Genomic DNA, 23,794 nt, shown 5'->3' with positions numbered 1-23,794 from the left:
TAACTATGAGTCAATTCACAACCGTGCCCTCAGGCGTCGATCGAGCGCCCCCGCTCCGCACGAATGCGCTGCTCCAGGCGGTTCGTCAGCGACCGAACCCGCTCGTCGGTACTGAGCTGCTGATCGAGAACCACGTTCAGCGCGCCCCGCAGCATGGCGTAGGGCTCCCAGCCCGCCGGTGCGATCGTGCGGGGCGCGCGCCGCGCGATGCCGTCGGCGATGGACGCGGCGGCCTCGGTGGGGCTGATCCGCTTGTTCAGCGGCCAGGGCAGCAGGTCGCCGAGTTCGGTGCCCATGTCGTCGTCATCGAGCGTCTCGTGGGTCATCGCGGTATCGACGATGCCGAAATAGGCCACGCCCGCCGTCGCGCCGGAGGCGGCGAGCTCGACGCGCAGCGCCCGGCCGAACTGCTCGACGCCCGCCTTGCTCACCATGTACGGCGACCCGCCCATGCCCGGTGCGAAAGCCGCGCAGGACGAGACGACGACCACGTGCCCGCGCGCGGCGACGATGTCGTCGAGACTCGGGTGGACGGTGTTGAACACGCCGGTCAGGTTCACCGCGAGGACGCGATCGAAATCCGCCGGATCCATCAGCCGGATGCTCGACGGTTTCGGCACGATGCCCGCGTTGGCCACGACGACGTCGATGCCACCGAACCTCTCGCGTACCCGATCGATCGCCTCGAGCATGTCCGCGCGATCCGCCACGTCGGCTCCGATTCCGACGGCGCGAACGCCGAGTCCGGCCGCCGCGGCGGTGGCCGCCCTGCCGTCGATGTCGACCAGCGCGAGACGCGCACCCCGCGCGTACAACAGCCGGGCCAGCGCGTATCCGATGCCCGTCGCGGCGCCCGTGATCACCACGACCTTGCCCTCGACGTCGTACCCGCCCGGGCCGCCCGCCAGCGCGGACGGGACCGCCCGCAACAGTTTTCGCACGGTGTCCAGGGTGCGCGCGCTCATCGGACACTCGCTTCGTAGGACGCGACGTCGAATTCGGCCACGCGGCGGCGGTAGTGGAAGCTCCAGTCCGGATACAGACCGGCGTTGCGGCCGTCGGCGGTGGTGTAGTAGCTGTCGCAGCCGCCCTTCAGCCAGACGGTTTCCCTGCTGCGCTCCTCCATCTCGTCCAGGAAGGACCGCTGCACGCCGGGACGCACCTCCACGCGGCGGATGCCTCTGTCGCGCATCGTCTTCAGCGCGTCCACGATGTAGCCGATCTGGGCCTCGATCATGTAGATGGCCGATTGGTTCCCGGCCGCGCCGAACGGGCCCAGCGTGCAGAACATGTTCGGGAAACCGGCGGCGGCCGCGCCGAGATAGCTGCCGGGTCGTTCCCGGTACGCCTCGGCGATCGACCGGCCGTCCTTGCCGAGAATCCGCTCGTACAACTGCGGCAGCGAACCGAATCCGGTGCCCCAGACGATGGTGTCCACCGGGTATTCCGCGCCGGCGTCGGTGACGATCGATCGCGGCCGGATCTCCGCGATGCGCTCGGTGACGACCTCCACGTTGTCCTGGGCGAGCGCAGGGTAATACGCGTCGGAGAAGATGGCGCGCTTGCAGCCGATCATGTAGTCGGGCGTGAGCTTCGCACGCAGCGCGGGGTCGCTGACCTGCCGGCGCAGCTGCCACCGCGACAGCGCCTGGAACGGATGCCGGAAGCGCCGATCCACGAATCCGACCAGGCCGAAGCTCTCGATCCCCGCGAAGTACGCGCCACGGATGGCCTTGCCCAGCAAGGGCATTCGCCGCAGCAGCGCGCGCTCCACGCCCAGCGTCCGGCGATCCATCCTGGAGACGATCCATGGCGCCGAACGCTGGAATACGGTGAGCCGCCGGGTGATCGGCTGGATCTCCGGAATGAACTGCACCGCCGACGCGCCGGTGCCGATCACGGCGACGCGCTCGCCGGTGAGGTCGTGCTCGTGATCCCACTGCAGCGAATGGAACTGCGCGCCTTCGAAATCGCTGAGCCCAGGGAAGTCGGGAATCTTGGCCTCGCTGAACGGGCCGACCGCCGAGATCAGCACGTCGGCGGAGAGCTCGCCCCGTTCGGTCTCGATGTGCCACAGGAGCGCGTCCTCGTCCCAGCGCGCGCGGATCAGCGGGGTGTCGAATCGCATGTGCCGCACCACATCGTGGCGCTCGGCCACCACGCGCAGATAGGCGAGGATTTCCGGCTGGGTCCCGTACGTGCGCGACCAGTCCGGGTTCGGCGCGAACGAATACGAGTACAGGTGCGAGGGCACGTCGCAGGCGCAGCCGGGGTACGTGTTCGCCTGCCAGGTCCCGCCCAGCCTGCTCGCGCGCTCGAGCAGGACGAAATCGTCGAAACCCGCTTCGCGCAGCTTGACGGCGAGGCCGATGCCCGCGATGCCCGCGCCGATCACGACGATCGCGCGGTGCTCGGGGTCGGTTCCGCTCGGTGCGGACATGAGGAGATTTCCTTTCCGGAACGGGCGCCGTTGCCCGTGGGGTCAGAGATCGAGGACGAGGTCGTCCCCGAGCGCGCGCGACACGCAGGTGAGCATGCTGGAATCCCGTGCGGACTCCGGCAGCAACCGGTCGCGGTGGTCGATCTCGCCTGCGAAGACGCGCGTCTTGCAGGTGCCGCAGAAGCCCTGCCTGCACGAGAACGCGGTGCCGGGTCGCACGCGCAGGATGGCGGCCAGCGCCGACTCGTCGCCGCCGACCTCGACCGTTGTTCCGCTGCGCAGCAACGTGATACGGAACGGTGCGCCGTCCTGGACCGGGAGCGGGGAGAAGCGCTCGGTGTGCACCGAGGCGGTGGGGTCGGTGGCGGAGAGCACCCGTCGCGCGGATTCCATCAGCGGCGGCGGACCGCAGACGTACACGGCGGCGCCGCGCGGCGCCTCGGCCATGAGGGCATCGAGATCGGGGGCGCCGAACTCGTCGTCCGGCCGCACCTCGAGGCGGCCGCCTCGGCAGCGCTCCAGTCGTTCCAGGAACGGCATGCTCGCCCTCGATCGCCCGAGGTAGATCAACCGCCACGGCGCGCCGCGGCGCGCGCACTCGGCCACCATCGGCAGGATCGGCGTGATGCCGATGCCGCCGGCGACGAACAGGTAGTCCGGCGCCTCGACGAAGGTGAAGGCATTGCGCGGGCCCCTGATTCGCAGCAGGTCGCCTTCCCGCAGCTCGTCGTGCACCTCGCGGGAACCGCCGTCGCCGTCGGCGAGGTAGCGCACCGCGATTCGATACGTCTTGCGGTCGAAAGGATCGCCGGTGAGCGAATACTGCCGCTGGCGGCCGGATGGCAGGAACACATCGACGTGCGCTCCGGGAATCCAGGACGGGAGATCCGCGCCGCTCGGTGATCGTAGCGTCAGGCTGATCACGCCCTCGGCCTCGATGGCGCGCGCGTCGATCCGCAGCTGTAGTTCGAAACCTGTGCGGCGCACCGGATTCGGTCGCGAGAGCAGATCGGCCGTCGTCGCGGAGGCGAACGCGCGCTTGTAGGCGCCGAGCAGGCCCGCCACTGCGCGCGCCGGGAGCGGCGGACGATAGCTCCCGGTCACGACGGCGCTCACGCCTCACCCGCGCGGGCCGCTGGCGACTGCGCGAGGTAGCGAATCGCGTTGTCCATGGGGCCGAGCTGGGACGGATGGAAACCCGGCCGCAGATAGCGGGGGATCTCGGTGACGAACGTGGTGAACCGTGGAATCACGCCGCGAGCCGAAGCGCTGAGCATCTGGAGCGGCCAGTGCCGTCCCTTGTCCGGCTCGGGATCCTTGCGGAACAGGTAGCCGCCGGAGATCACGAACAGCGCGAGCAGGCCGAAGCTCGCCAGCAGACCGGTCCGCGCTTTGCGGAGGTATCCGCCGTCGACGTGCATGTACGCGTCGTAGACCACGCTGCGGTGCTCCACCTCCTCCGCGCCGTGCCAGCGGATGAGATCCAGCATCGCCGGATGCATGTTCTTGGCCTCGAGCTGGTCGTTCGTCAGCAGCCACTCACCGATGACCGCGGTGTAGTGCTCCATCCCGGCGAACAGTGCGAGCCGCTCGCAGAGCCATTCGTGCTTGGCGCGCCCGGTCAGGCCGTGATCGCCGAGCACCCGGTCGACCAGCCAGGACACGGTGTCGACCATCGGGGCGACGTCGAGCCCGATCGACTCCAGATGCTTGCGGGCCTTCTCGTGCGAACTGGCGTGCATGTTCTCCTGGCCGATGAACCCCTGGACTTCCTCGCGCAGTCGTTCGTCGTCGATGAGCGGCAGCGCTTCGGCCAGCGCCTGCGCCATGGCCCGCTCGCCTTCGGGCAGCACCAGGTGCATGACGTTGATGATGTGGGTCGCCATCACCTCGCCGGGGATGTAGTGCATGGGGACCGAATCGAAATCGAACCGCACGTCGCGCGCGTGTATCGCGTGCGCCTGGTCGTCGTACGCCGCTGTGCTCATGCCACCGTCCTCGCGTCTCGTCGTTGAAACAGGCTCCATTGACGGTATTTGTTGACATCACGTGATGTCAACACTGCGCATCCATAGAAATTTCGATGTCTCACATGTCGATTCCTATTGGCGATGCCCGGCGGAGCGGGCCTACCGTCGTCGGTGTCGCCACTGACGGATCGGACGCGGAACGTCAGTCCGTGGACATGGCGACCTGATCCGGACGAGACGACGTGCACCGATGACCGAACCCTCGCGGGTTCCGAACAATCCGAACAAGGAGACGAGAATGGCGAAAGTTCTTTTCGTGATGACCGGTGTCGACTACTGGACACTGGCCGACGGCACCAAGCACCCGACCGGATTCTGGGCCGAGGAATTCGTCGTGCCGTTCGAGGCGCTGAAAGCCGCGGGCCACCAGGTCGTGGTGGCCACCCCCGGCGGCGTCGTGCCCAGCGTGGACAAGGGCAGCCTGGCGCCCGAGGTCAACGGCGGTCAGGAGACGGCGGAGCACCGGGCGCGGGTGGTGTCCACCAGTTCCGAGCTGGCCGACGCGATCGCGCTGGCCGACGTCGACCTCGCCGACTACGACGCCGTGTTCTACCCCGGCGGGCACGGGCCGATGGAGGATCTCGCCGTCGACGCCACCTCCGGCGCATTGCTCACCGCCGCACTGGATTCCGGCAAGCCGCTGGCCGTGGTGTGCCACGCGCCCGCCGCGCTGCTCGCCGCGACCAAGGCCGACGGGACCAACGCCTTCGCCGGCTACACGCTGACCGGCTTCACCAATGCCGAAGAGACGCAAGCCGGTTTCGCAGACAAGGCCAAGTGGCTCTTGCAGGACCGGCTGGTGCAGATCGGCGCCGACTTCCGCGAGGCCGACCCGTGGTCGCCGAACGTGGTCGCCGATCGCACGCTGATCACCGGCCAGAACCCCGCCTCCTCGGCAGGCGTCGCCGAGGAGCTGCTGCGGAAACTGTTCTGATCATGGCCACCGACCGGCTCGACGAGGTCCTCGACGCCACCTACGAGTGCCTGGCGCGATACGGCGTGCGGCGCACCACGGTCGACGACATCGGCGCCACCATGGGCGTGTCCCGGTCGGCGGTCTATCAGTACGTTCGCGGCAAGGACGACGCCGTGCGCAGGCTCGCCGAGCGGCTGCACGATCAGGCGCTCACGGGCGCCCGTGCCGCCGCGTCGGCGAATGCCCCTGCGTACGGACGCATTCGGGGCGTTCTGGCGGCGAAGCTGGAGCTGGTGCTACGCCTGCGCGGGGACTCACCGCACGCGGCGGAGCTGCTCGACGCCAAGGCGCGCCTGTTCGGCGACGTCTGCGCCGCGTTCACCGGCGACCTGCGCGCGCTGCTGATCGAGCTGTTCGACACCGCGGGCGCCGCGGATTCCGTGCCGCCCGCGACCGCCGCCGACATCTGCATCGCGCTGGTGATCGGCCTGGAATCCGCGTCGGATCCCCGAGGCCTGTTCGATCCGGCGATCGACGCGGTGCTCGCCGGGCTGCTCGCTGCCGGACCATCCGCCGGTTCCTCGCGCGATGGAATCGACGAGCCCGTCGAAGCGTTCCCGGGCATGATGCGCGACGCGGGCGCGTAGCCGGCGCTGCCCGCGCGAATCGTCTTCCAGCAGAAAGGTTTCCCCATGTCAACCACGGACACCTCCCGTCCCGCCGAGTCGTCCGGCGTCTTCGCCCTCGGCGGCGACCTCCCCGTCCACCGCCTCGGCTACGGCGCCATGCAGATCACCGGTCCCGGCGTCTGGGGCGATCCGGCGGATCCGGACGAGGCCGTTCGGGTGCTGCGCCGCGCCGTCGAACTCGGCGTGAACTTCATCGACACCGCCGACTCGTACGGGCCGTTCGTCAGCGAACAGCTGATCCGCAAGGCGCTGCACCCCTACGCCGACGATCTCGTCATCGCCACCAAAGGCGGGCTGACCCGCTCCGGTCCCGGCGACTGGCGGCCGGTCGGCAGGCCGGAATACCTGCGCCAGCAGACCGAACTCAGCCTGCGCCACCTCGGCGTCGACCGCATCGACCTCTACCAGCTGCACCGCATCGATCCGCAGGTGCCGCTGGCCGACCAGCTCGGTGAACTCGTCCTGCTGCAACAGGAGGGCAAGATCCGGCACATCGGCGTCTCCCAGGTGAGCGTCGAGCAGCTGCGGCAGGCGCGTGAGATCGCGACGATCGTCTCGGTGCAGAACCTCTACAACCTGGCCAACCGCGCCGACGAGGCAGTGCTCGAGTACGCCGAGGCCGAGAACATCGCGTTCATCCCGTGGTTCCCGATCGCCACCGGTGAGCTCGCCCGGCCGGGCGGCCCGCTGGACGCCATCGCCAAGGAACACGGCGCGACGCCCGCCCAGCTGGCACTGGCCTGGCTGCTGCGCCGCTCCCCGGTGATCCTGCCGATCCCCGGCACCTCCTCGGTCGGCCACGTCGAGGAGAACATCGACGCCGCTCGAATCACGCTCACCGACGACGAATTCGCGGCACTGTCCGCCGCGGCCTGATCCGAGCCGCCGCTGCCCGGCCGTGCCCGCGAAAGGCACGGCCGGGCAATCCCGCTCGTCGCCCCGGCCTGATTCGTGTTGTACGGCCCCGGAGTTCATGGGTAGTGTCGTGGTCGAGACCAGGGGCGTTGCGCCCGAGCGAGAGCCACCGCCGAGACTCGGACGGTAGAAGGGGAAGCGGGCAATGATCACGCTCCGGAAAGAAGACGGCGCGGCGGATCTCGCCGGCATCGCCAAGCTGAGCGTCGGGGTGAGCTGGGATCCCTCGGCGGGCACCAGCGGCGGAGCGCTCGGCTGGGCGCGCCGCAAGCGCGGCGTGGACCTGGACCTGATCGCAATTCTCATGCAGGGCAGCGAGCCGGTCCGCTTCGCGGGCCTGGATTCGCTCGACCCGCTGGGCAACGGCGCGGTCCTGCACACCGGCGACGAGCAGACGGGCGCGGCCGCGGGCGACGACGAGACGGTGCACGTCACCTTCGCCGAAGTGCCGGGCGGCATCGATGCCATTGTCTTCGTGGCTGCGGCCTTCAAGAAGGGCAGCTCGTTCGAGAAGGCGAACAACATCTCCTTCAAGATCTACGACGCCACCGGCGGCAACAGCCAGCAGGTCGCCGACATCTGGCCCTCCCTGCTCGGCACCGACAACGCCAACGCCGTGGCCCGCGCCTTCCGCAACGGCGGTGCGTGGCAGCTGGAAGTCCTGAACCGCAAGGGCAAGATCAAGCAGGGCGACAAGCAGGCGCTGCTCCGCTTCGCCATGCAGTAGCGACCGGGCCACCGCGGGAACGGCTTTCGGGGCCCGCGGTCGGCGGCCGTCAACTGGTACGAGGAGCGCTGAGCGCCTCGCGAATCGTGTCGCGCAGCCAGCGTTGTGCCGGGTCCGCGTCGAGCCGCGTATGCCAGAGCAGTCGCACATCGATGTCCGGTAGGTCCGCGGGGATCGAGAACCAGCGGATGCCGAGGGTTCGGCCGTATTGTTCGGCGAGGCGCTGGGGGATGAGTCCGACGTAGTCGCTCGCGGACACCAACAGCGCGGCGACGGCCGAGGTCGGCACGACGACGGCGACGTGGCGGTGCAGGCCCGCGGCGGCGAGCGCGTCGTCGAGCGGTCCCCGAGCGCGCCCCCGGCGAGAGGCCGAGACGTGGGGATATCGGCACAGCTGCGCCAAGGTCGGGCTGCGGTGACGGCCCAGTGCGCTGCCCGCGCGGACGACGCCGACGAGCCGTTCTCGATACAGGACGGCGTTCCGGATGTCGGGAGCGTCGACATCGCCGACACCGACGTCGAGGTCGACCGAGCCGTCACGCAGCGCCTCGATGCTCTCGGTGCCTTCCGTCACGAACCGCAAGGTCACGCCGGGAGCCGCGGAGACGGCTTCGATCGCTGTCGTCACCAGCGTCGCCGCGACGCCGTCGTTGATGCGAATGGTGAACGTGCGCTGCAATTCCGCGACGGTGATCTCTCGATCGGCGCTGATCAACGCCTCGGCTTCGTCGAGAAGTGACCGCACGCGCGGAGCGGTGCGCAGCGCGAACGGTGTCGGCGCGAGCCCGCGACCGGCGCGTACCAAGATCGGGTCGCCCATCGTGCGCCGCAACCGGGCCAACGCTCGGCTGGTGGCCGGAACCGACAGATTCAGCCGTTCCGACGCCGCCGTGACGCTCCCTTCCCGCAGCAGTGCGTCGAATACACGCAGGAGGTTCAGGTCGAGCTGCCCAGGCACAATTGCATACTACGCAATCGTCAGTTGTAAAAGTTGCGTGGCACGGAGATGTCGCAGGTCAATACCGTCATCGCCATGCGATCAACTGTTCTGAGCCCACCATCACGGGCCGCGTCCGCGCGCCCCGTCGCCCGGCGCGGCTTACTCGCCGTCATGTGCGCATGCGTCGTCCTCGTCGTCGGGATGGTCGCCGCGATCAACCTCGCGGTTCCTATATTCGCCGCGAGCGCACTGCACCCGTCCGCGTCGGCGCTGGTGTGGATCGTCGACACCTACGTGATCTGCTTCGCCTGCCTGGTGATCCCCGGCGGAGCGGCGGGGGATCGCTTCGGGCGCAAGGGAATACTGCTCGCCGGGCTGGCCTTGTTCGGGGTCGGCGCGCTGATCTCCGCGGCGGCGCCGAATGTCGCCGTCCTGCTCGCCGGCCGCGCCGTCACGGGGATCGGCGCCGCCGCCGTGCTGCCGAACACGCTCGCGATCCTGCTGCACGCGGTACCCGCCGAACGCAGGAGCGCGACGATAGCGACCTGGGCCTCGATGACCGGGATCGGCGGAGTCGTCGGCAACATCGGCGGCGGAGCTCTGCTGACGAGCGGGTCGTGGCGCTGGCTCTTCGGTGCGAGCATCCCGGTCGCGTTGATCCTCGCCGCGCTCGTGGGCCTGGTCGCGCCGGTGTCGCCGCGCAGTGACCGAAGCCTCGACCCCCTCGGCACCGTGCTGCTCGTCGGAGCGTCGGTCGCGCTGCTGATCGGCATCGTTCAAGGTCCGGAGGCGGGCTGGGACAGCGCGCTGGTGATCGCCGGATTCTGCTGTGCCGCCGCGCTGTTCGCGCTCTGGACGTTCGTCGAACTGAAAGTGGAGCACCCGCTGCTGGACCCGCGAATACTCCGCCTGCCACGCCTGCGCAGCGCCTGCCTCGGCATGACGGCGGTCTTCTTCGGCATGTTCGCGCTGTTCTACGTCAACGCGTCGTTTCTCCAATACGGCAAGGGATTCGGCGTCCTGCACACCGGGCTGGGCATCATCCCTCTGACCGTCCCGGTCATTCTCGGCACCCGGCACGTCGGACGCCTCGTGCACCGCATCGGTCACGACGCCACCGTCGCCCTCGCTTTCGTGTTCGTCGGCGGCGGACTGCTGGGCATCTCCACGAGCGCCGAGCAGACGCCCTACGCCGCCTACGCCGCATGGCTTGTCGTGACCGGAATCGGTGTGACACTGGCACTTCCGACGCTGTCCGGCGCGATCGCCACGTCACTGCCGCCCGCCCAGGCCGGAGTCGGAGCCGGACTGCAGGCCACCACCCGCGAGTTCGGCAGCGCGCTCGGCGTCGCGGTCATCGGCACTGCGCTCAACTCCCGGTTCGTCGCCGCGCTGCCACCCGATATTCGCGCCGGCCACGATCCGCGCACCGTGGCCGAGGCGCTCGCCGCCACCACCTCCGCGCGTGCCCACGAGGTCGTCGCGGCGTTCGTCTCGGGCGCCGAGTTCGGATTGCGCGTGATCGGCGTGGCTGTGCTCGCCCTCGGGGCCTTGGTCGTCCTGCAATCGCTGCTGTCTCGACGCGGGCAATCGCACTGAGGGGAGCGGTCGTAAGCCGACCCCGCAGACCACCGGCGGCCCAATCGGGTCGCCGGTGAGTACGCCGAATCCTGACACTCGCCTCCCCGACGGACCACGCTGACGAGCCGGGGCGGCCGAGGTGGGATGCGCAACAAAGTCTTCATGTCGATCTTCGGCGAGAGCGGGTATGCGTGTGGCTGAGGCAAGTCGACCGAAGGAGGACAACGTGGCCGTTTCGGCTTCGCGCCCGCAGTATCGTGCCGATCGCCGACACCGTTCCGGCTCGGCCGAGCAGGCGGGTTCCATCCACCTGACCATCGCCGCATGGGTTCTCGTGCTCTGCGTGCTGAGTTTCACGCTGGCACTGCTGTGAAAACCTGGGCCGCGGTGCGTTTCCGCTGCCGAAGCGCACCGTGGCCCGCGTGACGACGAGAGGAGTTCGATCTCGTGGAGGACGTACTACGGCCGCTGATCGTCCTGTTCGGCACGGTCGCCATCACCGTGTCGGCGGGGCTGCTGGTCGACGGGATGTTGCGCTACAGCGCGCGACATCGTCCCGATACGCACCTGCCGATGCTGTTGCGCCGGGTGCAGTCGCCTGTGCAGGCCCTGCTCGGCGCGATCGCGCTGCATGCCGCCTATCCCTTGGCGGAGTTGAACTTACGACAAGACGCGGTGATACGGAACATCCTGGCCGCGGCGGCGATCATGGCGGCGGTGTGGCTGGTCATCCGGGCCGCCGACGCGGTCGCCGAGAACATGCTGCGGCGCTATGCCGGACGCACGAACGAGATTTCGCGCGTGCGCCAGCTGCGCACGCAGCTCGGACTGGTGCGCCGCATCGTCACCTCGGTGCTGGTGGTCACGACCGCCGCGGTGGCGATCCTGCTGCTGTTCCCGAGTCTGCGCACGCTGGGCACCTCGCTGCTGGCTTCGGCCGGCGTGATCGGCATCATCGCGGGCGTCGCGGCGCAGTCGACGTTGAGCAATCTCATGGCCGGGTTGCAGATCGCCTTCGGCGATTCGGTGAAGATCGGCGACACGGTGGTGGTGGAAGGCGAATGGGGGACCGTGGAGGAAATCACCCTGGCCTTTCTCACCGTGCGGATCTGGGACGACCGCAGGCTGACCATGCCGGTCTCCTACTTCAACAGCAAGCCGTACGAGAACTGGTCGCGGGGCGGTTCGCAGCTCACCGGCACGGTGTTCCTGCACCTCGACCACAGCACGCCGGTGCCGTTGCTGCGCGAACACCTGCACGACTACCTTCGTGACCACCCGGAGTGGGATCGCCGCAACTGGAATCTGGTCGTCACCGACAGCACACCGACGAACATCGTGGTGCGCGCGACGATGTCGGCGGCGGACGCCGACGACGCGTGGAACCTGCGCTGCGCGGTCCGCGAGGAACTGCTGGACTGGCTCGGCCGTCACCATCCGCACGCCCTGCCGAAGATTCCCACCGCGATCACCGACGCCGACGGCGAGCGCCGCGCAATGGCCATGGCGGCCAACGGGTCCGGCGATTCGGGCAGTCGCGACGGCGAATGAGAACGAATCGCCGATGTCCGTTCGGTAGCAGCTAGCCGACGAGAACCGAAGTTGTTGGTGGGACTGGTCGTTCTATCAATCTGTCTCTCCGCACAAAGCGCGTCGGGACGTTGCTCAGCTGCCACAAACCCGCCCGAGAGCGGCGGTCGCCGAAGATTGTGCGGGTTACGGTGGCGGGACGTGAACTACCCCGCGGGAGGCTTTCATGTCCGCACAGCAGGCCGATCCGGATCTTACGGTGTCAGGTCGACCGGCATCGACACATCTCGAGGACGTTCGCGCGATCTCACAGCGAATGGTCGGGCACTTTCTGCAAACCGTCGCACCGTGTAACACCCTGCCGGGTGACGCCTTGGGCGGTGACGTGGCCGCGGTGACGCGCGTGTGCATCGAGCTGGCGATGCGCATGCTCGACGGTGGGGAGGGCATCGGTTCGGATATCGAGCGGATCGGCGCGACCGCCGCGCAATGGGCGCGCGAGGGCATCCCGATCGACACCATCCAGCACGCCATACACGAGGGTTTCAAGCTGGGCTTCGATATCGTCCTGGCGAAGGCGACGACCAGCGACCAGCAGAGGCTGGTCAATGTCGCGCGCCGGCTGATGGACATTCTGGACACCATCAGCTCGACCGTGTCGGTCGCCTACGTGCGGGAGCTGAAAGCGGTTGTCAGCGAGCACCATACCGCCGTGCATACGCTCACCTCGGCGCTGCTCGGCGGCAACAGCACCTCCACCATGGCGCGCGAGTGCGGCGTCCCGATCGCCGACGCCTATCACGTGCTGGCGGTGCACATTCCGCCCCACCGTGACGAATCGAACCCCAAGCTCGATCCGAAAGTGGTGGCGCGGCGCAAACTACGTCGCGTGCAGGCGGAGCTGGCCACCCGGTGCGGGGAGAGCGCGCTGTCGCTGTTGAGCGTCGACGGCGGAACGATTCTGCTGCCCGCCGCCGAGTTCGACGACGCCGCACTGGAATTCCTGGTGAAGTGGTTGACGGACGCCGCGCAGACTCCGGTCAGGGCGACCGTGGTGGAGGCGGGACTGCGGCGGATTCCCGAGGCCGCTGACGAGGCGCACGAGCAACTGGACATGGTGCAGCGGTTGCAGTTCGACTCCGGGTTGTACCGGTTCAACGACATGGCGTTGGAGTATCAGCTGACCCGGCCCGGCCCGGCCCGCGACTTCCTGGGCTCGCTGCTGGATCCATTGGAGGAGTATCCGGAGTTCCTCGAGACGCTGAAGACCTATATCGCCACCAATCTGAACCGGCAGCGTACGGCGCGGCTGCTGTATGTGCACACCAACACCGTCGACTACCGCCTCAAACGGATCGGTCAGCTCATCGATTTCGACCCGACCCAGGCGTCCGGGCTGTGGTATCTGCGCTCGGCGATGGTGGCCCGCAGTCACCGTGACGCCGACGTCATTCCGCGGCGGGCCGCGCGGTAGCGGATCATGCGTCGATGCTCAGACGATGCAGCGTTCCATTCCAGGCGAACGGCGGCTGGTATCGATCGCCGACGTGGAGTCCGCAGTCGTAGCCCACGGACAGAATCGTGGGCTCGCGCGGGTTCGTCAGCGGGAGCCGGTGGTTGCCGTGGGCGCCTCCGGCCACCGTGCCGTCCACCATCGCGCCGACGTGCAGGTTCTCGCCCATGGGGCGCAGTACGCAGCCGACGCGGTGCAGACCCGGGGGCAGTATCCGGTCGGCTCGCACGTGCAGTGTTCCGGCTGCGGTCGTGACGGCGACTCGGGGTGTCGAGTCGATGACATAGACGGCCACGCCGCCGCCCCGGTTGCCCAGGGCGAACAGGAGTCCGCGGGATGCGGCTTCCGGCACGTCGATGTCGGCGATGATGCTGCCGCCACCGAACAGTGTGGGCAGTGTTCTCTCGACGACATGTGCTCCGCCGGAGGAGAACACGGTGAATTCGGCGATTGCGAAGGATTGTCGCGCGAAGGCGTCGCCCGGTGACTCGTGGCCGAAATCGGCACTTCGCCAGCGGCACTCGAATCCCTGCGGCAATCTTTGCGTCCGCCACAGTCCGTGGACGGGTGTGTCGTCCACTCTTGTCGCCGAAGGATTGGCAGCCGCCGTCTCGGAGTGCCTTTGCGAACCAGGAAGATCGAATCCATGGAGCGCCTTTTTCGCCTGCACGTCTCGACGATAAGGTGCGTCCGCCGGTATCGATCGCCGAAATCGGCCATTCGTGGAAAACACATGGACGCGCCGGATGCGTTGTCTCCGAGCATATGTCGCTGACGACAAGAATTCGCCAACGGCATTGGCGCAGCCCGGCGTCGATTCGCCGGTGGTTCGCTTCGTCCGGCGAAAACCGTTGTCGGCCGTGAGCCGGGGCGGTCTGGGGCTATTCGGGGCGGACGGCCAGTAGAGCCGGTGTGCCTTGTGGTGCGGTGGAATCCATTTCGTCGATCTGGGCCGCCAGTTCGTCTGTCGGCGCCACCGAGCTCGTTCTGACGAACACCGGCAGCCGGGTGGCCGTCCACAGCAGTGCGGCGATCACGACGATGGGCAGGCGGCCGAGAATGCCGATCGGGCTGGGGGTGAGGGTGTTTCCCAGTTGGCGCACGAGGCTCAATCCCTCGCGCAGGGCGCGGGCCAGTGCGGTCGCTTCGCGTCGGCCGAGACCGTGGCCGGTGCGATGCGCACTTTGCCCCGCCAGCAGCACCGGCACGACGAATGCCGCGTGGGTCCGCAGCCAACCCTGCATATCAGGGTGCACGGTCGAGGGGATCCCGGCGTCGGAAAAGACTGTCGCCCAACGCTCGTCCGAAACGGTCGACGGCGTGCCACGGCGCAGAACGGTGAACTCCAGTTCGCCGTCTCGAATGACTGCCACCACCGCCGGAAAGCCGAATACCGTGCGCTCCGGTCCCACCGCGTCGCGGAAGCGGTCGAGGGATTCGAAGATGTTGAACATGAACATGACAGTGCGCGCGGCGCAGTCGGCCAGGCGCTGTAGCAGTACGTCGACCTCCGACCCGAGGACCGTGACCAGCACGAGATCCCATGGCGTCGTCGTGTCCAACTCGGCGGCGACGCGCACGGCGGCCTGTTCGCCGGTGGCGGTGACGATCGCCTGATCGCGGCGCAGGCGCTCCAGCCGAGATCCGCGTGCGACGACGGTGACATCGTGACCCGCGCGGGAGAGCTGAAAGGCGAAAGTGCTGCCGTGTGCGCAGCGGGTCACCGTTTCGGGAGGGATTCGTTAGTCCGAACCGGACGCCATAGGCGAGAAAAACTCTCTGCCACTTTCAACATATAGCGCACTGGGGGTCTTGCGGCAAGACCCCGGTCGTGCCGCAGAATGTCCGGCCGAAGCCAGTACCTGCTGAAAATCAGGGATCTGTGACGTGCGTGTGCGTCGCGGAGCTGCGCGAAGCAGCTGGCCGAAAACGCAGACCTCGAGGGAATGGGCGGTTCATGTTCGATGTGATCGTTGCCGGGGGCGGACCGACCGGCTTGATGCTGGCCAGTGAGTTGCGGCTGCACGGGGTCCGAGTTCTCGTGCTGGAGAAGGAGGCGGAGCAGACTCCGTTCGTTCGCGCGCTCGGTCTGCACGCGCGCAGTGTCGAGGTGTTGGACCAGCGTGGTCTGCTGGAGCGGTTCCTCGCGCACGGCCAGCAGTTCGCGGTGGGTGGTTTCTTCGCCGGTATCGAGAAGCCGTGGCCCACGCGGCTGGACACCGCGCATCCCTACGTGCTCGGCATCCGGCAGCCCATCACCGATCGCCTGCTGGCCGAACGCGCCGCCGAGCTGGACGCCGAGATCCGGCGCGGCTGCGAGCTGGTCGGCCTGACCCAGAACGAGCACGGGGTGACCGTCGAGCTGGCCGACGGCACGGAGTTGCGCTCGCGCTACCTCGTCGGCTGTGACGGCGGACGCAGCACGGTGCGCAAGCTGATCGGCGTCGGCTTCCCCGGCGAGCCGAGCCGGGTCGAGACGCTGCTGGGCGAGATGGTGGTGGACGCGCCGCCGGAGACGCTGGCCGCCGTGATGGCCGAAGTCCGCAAGACCGAGAAGCGGTTCGGCGCCATGCCGCTCGGGGACGGGGTGCATCGCGTGATCGTGCCCGCCGCGGGGGTGGCCGAGGACCGTACCGTCTCGCCGACACTCGAGGAGTTCAAGCAGCAGCTGCGGGCGGTCGCGGGCACCGACTTCGGCGTGCACTCACCGCGCTGGCTGTCCCGTTTCGGCGACGCGACCCGGCAGGCCGAGCGCTACCGGGTCGGCCGGGTGCTGCTGGCGGGCGACGCGGCGCACATCCACCCGCCGACCGGCGGGCAGGGGCTCAACCTCGGTATCCAGGACGCGTTCAACCTCGGGTGGAAGCTGGCCGCCGAGGTCGACGGATGGGCCCCGGAGGGGCTGCTGGACAGCTACCACGCCGAACGGCATCCGGTGGCCGCCGACGTGCTGGACAACACCCGCGCGATGATGCAGCTGATGTCCCTCGAGCCGGGACCGCAGGCTGTGCGAAAACTGGTGGCGGAACTGATGGATTTCGAGGAGGTCAACCGGTACTTGATCGAGAAGATCACCGCGATCGGGGTCCGCTACGACTTCGGCGAGGGGCATGAGCTGCTCGGACGGCGGATGCGGGACGTGGGGTTGAAGCGGGGGCGCCTCTACGGGCTGATGCACAGCGGCCGCGGACTGCTGCTCGACCAGACCGGCTTGCTGTCGGTTGCCGGGTGGGCGGATCGGGTCGACCACGTCGTCGACGTCAGCGAGGAACTGGACGTGCCCGCCGTGCTGCTGCGGCCGGACGGCCACGTGGCATGGGTCGGTGACGATCAGCGGGATCTGCTCGACAAGTTGCCTCGCTGGTTCGGCGCCGCGAGCTGAATTCGCCAGGGCTGGAAGGGATGTGACGCGGCCGGTGCGGATATCGCACCGGCCCGCTCCACGGACCCGGTCATCCTCCTTCAGTGTGCGGCGTTGGCATCCATCGAGGGCCGGTCGGCGGCAGCGCTCGGTGGCCGATCGTCTGCGCCGGCCCCGATGAATCCGGTGACGACCGCGATCACCAAGACGAATGCGACCAGCGCGCACCCGGTCCGGGTGATATGGAACAGCTCCCAGCGCCGCAGGATGTCGGCATAATCGTCGGGTGGCGTCCCCACCGCCCAGCGCTTGATCTGCTGGTTGATCGGCACGTTCCCGAGGCGGGTCACCAGGAACGACAGGAGCGTCAGCGCGGACGCGCTCCCCGCGACCCATCGCGGCCATGACCTCGATCGCGCTGCCAGCAGCAGCGTGCTCAGGATGGCCAAGCCCATCAGCGACTGCATCACCACGCCGTTGACTCGCATCAGCGCGGTATGAAACGTGAACCGAACCTCGAGGGGCACCTCACGAAACGCGTACAGCACGTTCACCGCGCCGTATCCGAACGCCCCTGCGAGCAGCCCGGGAAACAACAGCGCCGCCGCACGGACGGATTTCGACAGCATCGCAACTCCCATCGCACGATCGCAACACCGAGTTGCGATATCGTCAGCATGCCCGGTTGCCGTCGATATCGCAACAAGGAGTTGCAATGAGTTCTGCCGCGCCCCTCGGACGCGGGCCGAAGGTCCGTGCCGCCGTGCTCGCCGCGACCGTCGACGAGCTGAGCGAACACGGCTACACCGCGTTCACCGTCGACAACGTCGCCCAGCGCGCCGGTGTGCACAAGACGACCGTCTACCGGCGGTGGCCCGACCGTGACGCCCTGATCGCCGATGCGCTGGCCGAGAGCGTCGCCGCGGAGATAGCGATCCCCGACACGGGTTCGATCGAGGGCGATCTTCGCGCGCTCGCGCGGAGTCTGGTCGCGTGGATCAACAGCCCGTCCGGCCAGGCTGTCCTCACGGTCATGGTGTCCAACGCCGCCGGGCTGCCGTCGCCGCCCGACAGCATTCGGCACGTCTTCCGTGATCGAATCCGCCGGGCGCTGCCGGTCGTGCCGCGCGCGATCGCGCGCGGCGAGCTTCCCTCCGGCGCCGATCCCGCGGAACTGATCAAAAGCCTTGCGGCGCCGATCTATTTCCGAGTCCTGATCACCGGCGAGCGGGTGACCGACAGCACGGCGGACGCCGCCGCGGCACTGACGTTGACGGCCGCACGCGCCGGCCTCTTCGGCTGACCGAACATCAGTTCCGTGCGCTGACGCCGCCATCTCCGGCGGAATCACAACAACTCGAAGATGGCAAGCACGCCACGCTATCGAGATCGACTCGGTTGCCTACCGGTCGCGTCCGATTTGTCCCGCGGGGGTCCAGAGCCGCTTCACAATGATCGAAAACACTTCTAGGTCAGCTCGGACTCTCGTGTCGCCCATGCGTATTCCCTCGCCCCGCGGTCGGCACGTCCCCACGACGGGGTGAGGGGAAGGCAGGTCTGATCCATGAAGTGCCAGAGTCGACTGCGCCCAGTGGCGCGACTCGCGTTGTTGATCGGCACGGCGGTGGCCGGACTCGCCGTCGCGCTCCCGGCGCAGGCCGAACCGCTGTGGCCCGGCGGACCGGACATCCCCGGCGTGCCTCCGCTGATCGCGCCCCCACTGATTCCGCCCGCGCCGGTGGTGGCGCCGTGCTCCGCCCAGGCGCGCGGGTGTATGCGCCTGTCGACCAACGAGGCGTGGCTGATGGACAACGGCCGGGTCACCTACGGCCCGACCCCGATCTCGCACGGCAGGCCCGGCTACCTGACCCGGGCGGGCGTCTTCGACGTCGACTTCAAGCGCGAGGACCACTGGAGCACGATGCACCACGTCTGGATGAAGTACGCGGTGTTCTTCGACGGTGACATCGCCACCCACATCGGCCCGATCGAAGAGCAGTCACACGGGTGCATCCGCATGACCCCCGACGGTGCGCGCGAGTTCTTCTACTACCTGGAGCCCGGCGACATCATCGAAGTCGTGCCGTAACGACGTTCCGCTGGATCTTGCGGTCCGATCGGTCACCCATAGGCGCCCGATCGTTTTTAGGTCGGTTGACCTATATTGGGTACGTGAGCGATGAACTCGAATTCGATGCGAATGGCCCGGTCCTGCTCGTGGGCGGATACGGAACCGTCGGCGCCGAGCTGGCGCGGTTGGCGGCCCCGTCGTTGCCGCTGCTGCTCACCGGGCGATCGGTGGAACGAGGGCGCGACCTCGCCGCGGCGACCGGAGCGGCGTTGCGGGTCTGGGATCTGTCCGATCCCGCGCCGTTCCGTGCTCGGGTGCGGGCGGTGGTGAGTGCGGTCAACGACCCCGACGATCGGGTGTTGCGGGCGGCGATCGTCGGCGGGGCGCCGCTGGTCGACATCACCCGCTGGACCGCGCGTCTACAGCGCGCCGCGACGGTGGCGGCGATGCTGAATCCGGTTGCGCCGGTGCTGCTGTCGTCCGCGTGGATGGGCGGGGTCACCAGTCTCGTGGCCGCACATCTGGCCGAGGAGCTCGGCGGCGCCGACACCGTGGAGGTGGCGATCCGCTGGGACCTGCGCGACCGTGCGGGCGCCGACTCGGTGGAGTTCATGGACCGTCTCGGACTGGACTACGAGGTGGTCCAGGACGGGCAGCGGCACACCATCATGCCGCTCACCGACTCCCGCCGCGTCCGCATCGGCGACACCCTGACCCGGGTCGCCCGTATCGATACCCCCGAACAGTTCACCCTGCCGCTGACGCTGGGCGCCGTCACCGCGGCTACCAGGATCGGATTCAGTTCCGCCGCTTCGACTTCGGCGTTGCTGGCGGTCAAACGGCTCGGATTCTTCCGATGGGGACGCGGGGACTGCTTCACCGGCGCCCGCCGGGCCCTGCTGTACGCGCCCGGTGCGGGCGGCACCGCTCAGGTGCGCGTCGACGTCACCCGCGACGGCCTGACCCGCCGCGCGGTGGTGACCGATCCCGCCGGGCAGGCGCATCTCACCGCGGTCGGTGCGTTCCTCGGAGTGCGACGAGTACTCGGCCTCGACGGTGCGCCCGCAGCGAACGGCGTGCGCTTCCCCGAGCAGACTCCGGTGCCGTCGCACGTCCCGGACGCACTCGCCGCCTACGGTGTCGAGACGCGAATCGACACCGTCATCGCGACCGGTAGGGCCGCATGACCCACCCCGGCGGCGAGGCCCGGCGCGCGGGAGCCACCACCAAAGGCGAGCAGCGCCGGGCCGATCTGCTCGACATCGCCGAACGGATCCTCGTCGACTCCGGCTACGGTGAGCTGACCATGCGCGCCGTCGCCGCGAAAGCCGAAGTGCGCCTCGGCCATCTCCAGTACTACTTCCCCACCCGTACCGACCTGGTCGGCGCGGTCCTGCGCCGGACCTTGGAATCGTCGCTCCGGCGCCTCGAACCGCTGCTGGCGCGGCCGGTCGCCGAACAATCCGCCGAAGACCTCGTCCGCACCCTGCTCGCCGAACACGACGATCCCCGGCTGACGCGGATCTACACCGAGCTGTGGGCGCTGGCCGGACGCGACGAGACTGTCGCCTCCGAGATCCAGAAGTTCTACAGCAGCTACCAATCCCATGTCATCGAGGTCATCGTCGCGCGCAATCCCGACCTCGCCCCCGAGATCTGCCGAGCTCGCGCCCGAGTGTTCGCCATCATCGTCGAAGGAGCCGCACTGTTCCGCTCGGGCATAGCCGCTCACCGCGACGAAACCGCAGACCGAGTGCTGATTGCCACCGCAGCAGCACTTCTCGATGGGCGTTAGGTGCCGGACCCGGCCGGATCAGCCTGGCGTGTGCTGGGTGCGGGATGACCGGGCAGAGAGCTCTGGACCCGAGCCTGCCGAAGGTTGCCGCAGCTGCTGTGCGGGAAGACGCGCAGAATCGTTGCGGTGGTGCGAGATTCGGCGACGTCATTGCGGCTCAAGCTGCGAGTAGTGCACCGGCCAGCGCCAGCGCGGTGATCCAGATGGTGGCCGCGGTGGCGAGCACAAGGGGGCGGATGCCGATCCGGCTCAGGGTGCTGCGGTGGACGCCGGTGCCGAGTGCGAACATCGCGGCGGTGAGCAGCGTGATCTGAAGTGTGCGTGCGGCTTCCACGGCGACGGTGGGCACCGCGCCGGTGGTGCGGAGCGCCGCGAAGGCAAGGAAGGCGAGGACGAACAGCGGAACCAACGGTGTGGTGCGGTGTTTCGCGGAGTCTGGGGTGTGGCGGCGGACTTGCCAGCCGATGACTGCGAGGACGGGGGCGAGCAGGACGACGCGGGCGAGTTTCACTACGACGGCGATGGTGAGCGCGCCGCCGCCGAGCGCGCCGCCCGCGGCGACGACTTGCGCGACCTCGTGGATCGCGGCTCCGGCCCAGATACCGCTGGCCGAGTCGCCGAGTTCCATGGCGTGGGCGGTCGCCGGGATGATCGCGATGAGCGCCGTTCCGAACACGACCACCAGCGCGATGGTGGTCAGCAGTTCTTCTTCTTTCGCGTCGACCACGCTGTCCACCGCGGCGACGGCGGCGGCTCCGCAGATGGAGAAGCCGCAGGCGATCAACAGTCGCTGGGTCCAGTTCAGGCCGAGCATCTTGCCGAGCATCATGGTCCCGCCGATACCGAAGACGACGACCGTGACGACCACCGCCAGCGCCGCGGGTCCGAGCCCGAGGATGTCGGTGAACGTCACTTGCAGGCCCAACAGTGCGACGCCGATACGGAGCAGGCGTTTCGAGCAGAACTGCAATCCGGGCTGGACTCGCTGCGGGAGGGAGACCGTGTTCGCGGCGACCGCGCCGACGACGATCGCCGCCAGCAGCGGGCTCAGACCGGGCAGCAACCGCCCCAACATCGAGACGGCAGTGACGGCGACGGCGGCGAGCGCGAGCCCGGGCCAGTACTCCTGTACCCAACTCGTGGTACGGCCGGTGACTCCGTGCGGTCGCGCCGATGCGCCGGCGTCTTCAAGAATGATTGGCGGAGAGAATGTTTCGGAGTGAACCATGATCCTCGGCTGATGTTGTCGCGGGTCGGTGGCGGTCGGCGATGGCGCTCGGGCCGCGCGCCCGGATGCGGGTACCCCCGAGGCGTCGGCCGCCGAAGTGAAGACCTTGCTCACCCGGCGACCTCTGCTCCGGTCGCGGCCCGTGCGGACGTGTCGAGCAGCTCCCGCAGGAGCTCCTCCGCGCGCGGCCAGTAGCCGTAACCGGAGGCGGGATCGAGGTGGCCGACATCACCGAGGCCGACCAGCCGGCTGCCCCATGCCTCGGCCATCGCCGCCGCGCGGCGGAAGGCGGCGAGCGGGTCGGTGGTGCTTGCGGCCACGATGCTCGGGAACGGCAGCCGCCGCCACGGGATCGGCGTCCAGCCGTGCGAGTCGAGCTCCTCGATCGACGGATATCTCTGCGGCAGAGGCGTTTCGAAGTCAGGCGGGGCGGCGAGCAACGCTCCTCGCACCCGCCGGGTGGCCTGCTGGGCCCAGTGCACGGTGGTCATGACGCCCGCGCTGTGTGCGACGAGCACCACGGGGCCGTCGATGTCGCCGAGCACGGCATCGAGTGCGGCGACCTGTGCGGTCCGGCTGAGCCGGTGGTGTTCGAGCGGCGGTACCGTGCGCACCCGATCGAGCCGGTCGGCGAGCAGGGTCTGCCAGTGTTCGGCCACGTGGTCGCGCATTCCGGGGACGATGACGACGGTCGGTTCGACGATGCTGCTCATGGCGTGTGGCGCATCCTTTCGATGATCACAGCGAGGCGGTGGAATTCAGTACGGCGAGCCTGCGCAACCCGGCCGGGTAGGCGCGTTTGCCGAGAATCAGCGCGGCGATGGCGACCAGGTACGTCAGCGGCGCCAGCCGCAGCGCACCGGCGAGCCCGAGGTGGTCGGCGAGCACGCCGACGACGAACGGGCCGAGGGCCAGGCCGAGCAGGCTGTTGGCCAGGGTGAGGGCGCCGAAGGCCGAGGCACGCACGGAGTGGTGGGTGAGAGTGGCGACCATGGCCGCGGCAGGCCCGGACGATCCGCCGGAGAAGAACGCGCCGATGCCGATCAGAAGCAGTTGCGGCGCACCGGTGTCCAGGCTGAAGCCGAGGGTGAGGCACACGAGCGAGATCAGGCAGAACACGATCGCGGCGGTCCATTTGCGGGATATGTCGGCGCGGCCGACGCGGTCGGTGATCATCCCGCAGCCCACCATGCCCGCGCCGACGAGCAGCACGAATATCGAGGCGGTCGCGCCCGCTCTGTCCGGCGCCAGACCGTAGTAGCGGTGGAAGAAACTCGGCATCCACGACAGCAGCACCGCGGCGGTGAAGATTTGCAGGGCGCTGCCGAGGTAGGCGCACAGCACTGCGGGATCGGTGAACAGTGTCGAGACCGGCGCGCGGAACCCTCTGGCGTTCGCGCGCGGCGTCGGCACGGCGGCGTGGCCGGCCAGCTTCGCATCGCTGATCAGGGTCCGGAACAGCGCGGCAAGAATCAGGCCGAAGACGGCCATCGCGGCGAAGGCCCACCGCCAGCCGAACTGGACGGCAATGACGCCGCCCGCGGCCACGCCGAGGACCGATCCGAACGAGCCGCCTGCCATGAACGCCCCGCTCAGCGCGGCGTGCACGTGGGGCGCGAACACGCTGAGCACCACCGCGATGCCGACGCTGCCTTAGGCGGCCTCACCGACCCCGACCAGGAAGCGAGCGCCGAGCATCTGTTCGTAATCGGTGGCGGTCGCGCACACCAAGGTGGCCGCGCTCCACAGGACAGCCATCAGAACCAGGCTGCGCACCCGGCCCCACCGGTCGGCCAGGAGCGAGAGCGGCAACGTCAGCAGGCCGACCATGAGCGCGACAATGCTGCTCAGCGAGGCCAGCTTCGAATCGGACAGTGCCCATTCGGTTTTCAGGAAGGGGAAGACCGCGCTGAGAACCTGTCGCGACATGTAGTCGGCCAGCAGCAGGCCGAAGGCCAGGGCGAAGACGACCCACGGATAGACCCGGCGGATTGCTGGGGCGCGGGTGGCCGCCATGGCCGGGACGGCGGCAGGGGAGCCTGCCGTCCCGGTGGCGGT

Annotated in this window: 23 protein-coding genes and 1 pseudogene; 13 read left to right on the top strand and 11 right to left on the bottom strand. The window is 68.7% G+C overall.

Annotated features, from left to right (window positions below; all coding sequences use genetic code 11):
- Nucleotides 1-29: 29 nt before the first annotated feature.
- The 4 genes from AC3ERS_RS19375 to AC3ERS_RS19360 are packed head-to-tail and all read right to left on the bottom strand — an operon-like array spanning nucleotide 30 to nucleotide 4,428.
- Nucleotides 30-965 (bottom strand): SDR family oxidoreductase, encoded by a 936-nt coding sequence (locus tag AC3ERS_RS19375; protein WP_431969416.1) that lies wholly within the window; start codon nucleotides 963-965, stop codon nucleotides 30-32.
- Nucleotides 962-2,440 carry a flavin-containing monooxygenase gene (locus AC3ERS_RS19370; RefSeq protein WP_431969414.1) on the bottom strand — a complete coding sequence of 493 codons (1,479 nt, stop codon included), beginning with the start codon at nucleotides 2,438-2,440 and terminating at the stop codon, nucleotides 962-964. Before AC3ERS_RS19370 ends, AC3ERS_RS19375 begins: the two co-directional genes overlap by 4 nt.
- A 42-nt stretch (nucleotides 2,441-2,482) precedes the next feature.
- Nucleotides 2,483-3,544, bottom strand: coding sequence for a PDR/VanB family oxidoreductase (locus AC3ERS_RS19365; RefSeq protein ID WP_431969412.1), 1,062 nt, complete (start codon nucleotides 3,542-3,544; stop codon nucleotides 2,483-2,485).
- Nucleotides 3,545-3,552: 8 nt separating this feature from the next.
- The gene (locus AC3ERS_RS19360; RefSeq protein ID WP_431969410.1) at nucleotides 3,553-4,428 is read right to left on the bottom strand and encodes a metal-dependent hydrolase; all 876 of its coding nucleotides are present in this window, start codon (nucleotides 4,426-4,428) and stop codon (nucleotides 3,553-3,555) included.
- Nucleotides 4,429-4,708: 280 nt separating this feature from the next.
- Here AC3ERS_RS19360 and AC3ERS_RS19355 point away from each other — a divergent pair, with 280 nt between their 5' ends.
- From AC3ERS_RS19355 to AC3ERS_RS19340, 4 genes are all read left to right on the top strand, one after another.
- Nucleotides 4,709-5,404, top strand: coding sequence for a type 1 glutamine amidotransferase domain-containing protein (locus AC3ERS_RS19355; protein ID WP_431969408.1), 696 nt, complete (start codon nucleotides 4,709-4,711; stop codon nucleotides 5,402-5,404).
- Between the two features lie 2 nt (nucleotides 5,405-5,406).
- On the top strand, nucleotides 5,407-6,033 hold the full coding sequence (locus AC3ERS_RS19350) for a TetR/AcrR family transcriptional regulator (RefSeq protein ID WP_431969406.1): 627 nt from the start codon (nucleotides 5,407-5,409) through the stop codon (nucleotides 6,031-6,033).
- Between the two features lie 45 nt (nucleotides 6,034-6,078).
- Nucleotides 6,079-6,951, top strand: coding sequence for an aldo/keto reductase (locus tag AC3ERS_RS19345; RefSeq protein ID WP_431969404.1), 873 nt, complete (start codon nucleotides 6,079-6,081; stop codon nucleotides 6,949-6,951).
- Nucleotides 6,952-7,135: 184 nt separating this feature from the next.
- On the top strand, nucleotides 7,136-7,717 hold the full coding sequence (locus AC3ERS_RS19340) for a TerD family protein (protein ID WP_431969402.1): 582 nt from the start codon (nucleotides 7,136-7,138) through the stop codon (nucleotides 7,715-7,717).
- A gap of 49 nt (nucleotides 7,718-7,766) precedes the next feature.
- Here the strand turns inward: AC3ERS_RS19340 and AC3ERS_RS19335 are convergent, their stop codons facing one another.
- Nucleotides 7,767-8,675 (bottom strand): LysR family transcriptional regulator, encoded by a 909-nt coding sequence (locus tag AC3ERS_RS19335; protein ID WP_431969400.1) that lies wholly within the window; start codon nucleotides 8,673-8,675, stop codon nucleotides 7,767-7,769.
- A gap of 75 nt (nucleotides 8,676-8,750) precedes the next feature.
- Between AC3ERS_RS19335 and AC3ERS_RS19330 the strand changes: the two genes are divergently transcribed.
- The 4 genes from AC3ERS_RS19330 (at nucleotide 8,751) to AC3ERS_RS19315 (ending at nucleotide 13,242) form a co-directional block, all read left to right on the top strand.
- Nucleotides 8,751-10,256 (top strand): MFS transporter, encoded by a 1,506-nt coding sequence (locus tag AC3ERS_RS19330; protein WP_431969398.1) that lies wholly within the window; start codon nucleotides 8,751-8,753, stop codon nucleotides 10,254-10,256.
- Between the two features lie 208 nt (nucleotides 10,257-10,464).
- Entirely contained in the window at nucleotides 10,465-10,611 is a 147-nt protein-coding gene (locus AC3ERS_RS19325; RefSeq protein ID WP_357400409.1) for a hypothetical protein, read from the top strand.
- Between the two features lie 74 nt (nucleotides 10,612-10,685).
- Entirely contained in the window at nucleotides 10,686-11,789 is a 1,104-nt protein-coding gene (locus AC3ERS_RS19320) for a mechanosensitive ion channel family protein (protein WP_431969395.1), read from the top strand.
- Between the two features lie 205 nt (nucleotides 11,790-11,994).
- Nucleotides 11,995-13,242, top strand: a complete 1,248-nt coding sequence (locus tag AC3ERS_RS19315; protein ID WP_431969393.1) for a PucR family transcriptional regulator — start codon at nucleotides 11,995-11,997, stop codon at nucleotides 13,240-13,242.
- Between the two features lie 4 nt (nucleotides 13,243-13,246).
- On the opposite strand, the gene AC3ERS_RS19310 is transcribed toward AC3ERS_RS19315, so the two are convergent.
- Together AC3ERS_RS19310 and AC3ERS_RS19305 are read right to left on the bottom strand one after the other, a co-directional pair.
- Entirely contained in the window at nucleotides 13,247-13,861 is a 615-nt protein-coding gene (locus AC3ERS_RS19310; protein WP_431969391.1) for a hypothetical protein, read from the bottom strand.
- Nucleotides 13,862-14,162: 301 nt separating this feature from the next.
- Nucleotides 14,163-15,005, bottom strand: a complete 843-nt coding sequence (locus AC3ERS_RS19305; RefSeq protein WP_431969389.1) for a ketopantoate reductase family protein — start codon at nucleotides 15,003-15,005, stop codon at nucleotides 14,163-14,165.
- A gap of 233 nt (nucleotides 15,006-15,238) precedes the next feature.
- Here AC3ERS_RS19305 and rox point away from each other — a divergent pair, with 233 nt between their 5' ends.
- On the top strand, nucleotides 15,239-16,663 hold the full coding sequence (rox, locus tag AC3ERS_RS19300) for a rifampin monooxygenase (protein ID WP_431969387.1): 1,425 nt from the start codon (nucleotides 15,239-15,241) through the stop codon (nucleotides 16,661-16,663).
- An 80-nt stretch (nucleotides 16,664-16,743) separates the two neighbouring features.
- Here rox and AC3ERS_RS19295 read toward each other — a convergent pair whose 3' ends face one another.
- Nucleotides 16,744-17,271 carry an anthrone oxygenase family protein gene (locus tag AC3ERS_RS19295; RefSeq protein ID WP_431969385.1) on the bottom strand — a complete coding sequence of 176 codons (528 nt, stop codon included), beginning with the start codon at nucleotides 17,269-17,271 and terminating at the stop codon, nucleotides 16,744-16,746.
- 86 nt (nucleotides 17,272-17,357) lie between these two features.
- Here AC3ERS_RS19295 and AC3ERS_RS19290 point away from each other — a divergent pair, with 86 nt between their 5' ends.
- From AC3ERS_RS19290 to AC3ERS_RS19275, 4 genes are all read left to right on the top strand, one after another.
- Nucleotides 17,358-17,945 (top strand): TetR/AcrR family transcriptional regulator, encoded by a 588-nt coding sequence (locus AC3ERS_RS19290; RefSeq protein WP_431969383.1) that lies wholly within the window; start codon nucleotides 17,358-17,360, stop codon nucleotides 17,943-17,945.
- Nucleotides 17,946-18,206: 261 nt separating this feature from the next.
- Nucleotides 18,207-18,731 carry a L,D-transpeptidase gene (locus AC3ERS_RS19285; RefSeq protein ID WP_435592099.1) on the top strand — a complete coding sequence of 175 codons (525 nt, stop codon included), beginning with the start codon at nucleotides 18,207-18,209 and terminating at the stop codon, nucleotides 18,729-18,731.
- Between the two features lie 83 nt (nucleotides 18,732-18,814).
- Nucleotides 18,815-19,900: a saccharopine dehydrogenase family protein gene (locus AC3ERS_RS19280; protein WP_431969379.1), complete on the top strand. Its 1,086-nt coding sequence runs from the start codon at nucleotides 18,815-18,817 to the stop codon at nucleotides 19,898-19,900.
- Nucleotides 19,897-20,508 carry a TetR/AcrR family transcriptional regulator gene (locus AC3ERS_RS19275; RefSeq protein ID WP_431969377.1) on the top strand — a complete coding sequence of 204 codons (612 nt, stop codon included), beginning with the start codon at nucleotides 19,897-19,899 and terminating at the stop codon, nucleotides 20,506-20,508. The genes AC3ERS_RS19280 and AC3ERS_RS19275 overlap by 4 nt, the downstream gene beginning before the upstream one ends.
- Before the next feature lie 157 nt (nucleotides 20,509-20,665).
- Here the strand turns inward: AC3ERS_RS19275 and AC3ERS_RS19270 are convergent, their stop codons facing one another.
- The 3 genes and pseudogenes from AC3ERS_RS19270 to AC3ERS_RS19260 all read right to left on the bottom strand — a co-directional run bounded on the left by AC3ERS_RS19270 (nucleotide 20,666) and on the right by AC3ERS_RS19260 (nucleotide 23,752).
- Complete coding sequence (locus AC3ERS_RS19270; RefSeq protein ID WP_431969375.1) at nucleotides 20,666-21,583, bottom strand: YeiH family protein; 918 nt, start codon at nucleotides 21,581-21,583, stop codon at nucleotides 20,666-20,668.
- Between the two features lie 263 nt (nucleotides 21,584-21,846).
- Entirely contained in the window at nucleotides 21,847-22,449 is a 603-nt protein-coding gene (locus AC3ERS_RS19265; protein WP_431969373.1) for an RBBP9/YdeN family alpha/beta hydrolase, read from the bottom strand.
- 25 nt (nucleotides 22,450-22,474) lie between these two features.
- Nucleotides 22,475-23,752, bottom strand: a pseudogene (locus AC3ERS_RS19260) (MFS transporter).
- Nucleotides 23,753-23,794: the final 42 nt, after the last annotated feature.

The organism is Nocardia sp. bgisy134 (genome assembly GCF_057708325.1).
This window is presented reverse-complemented; position numbering and strand designations above follow the sequence as displayed.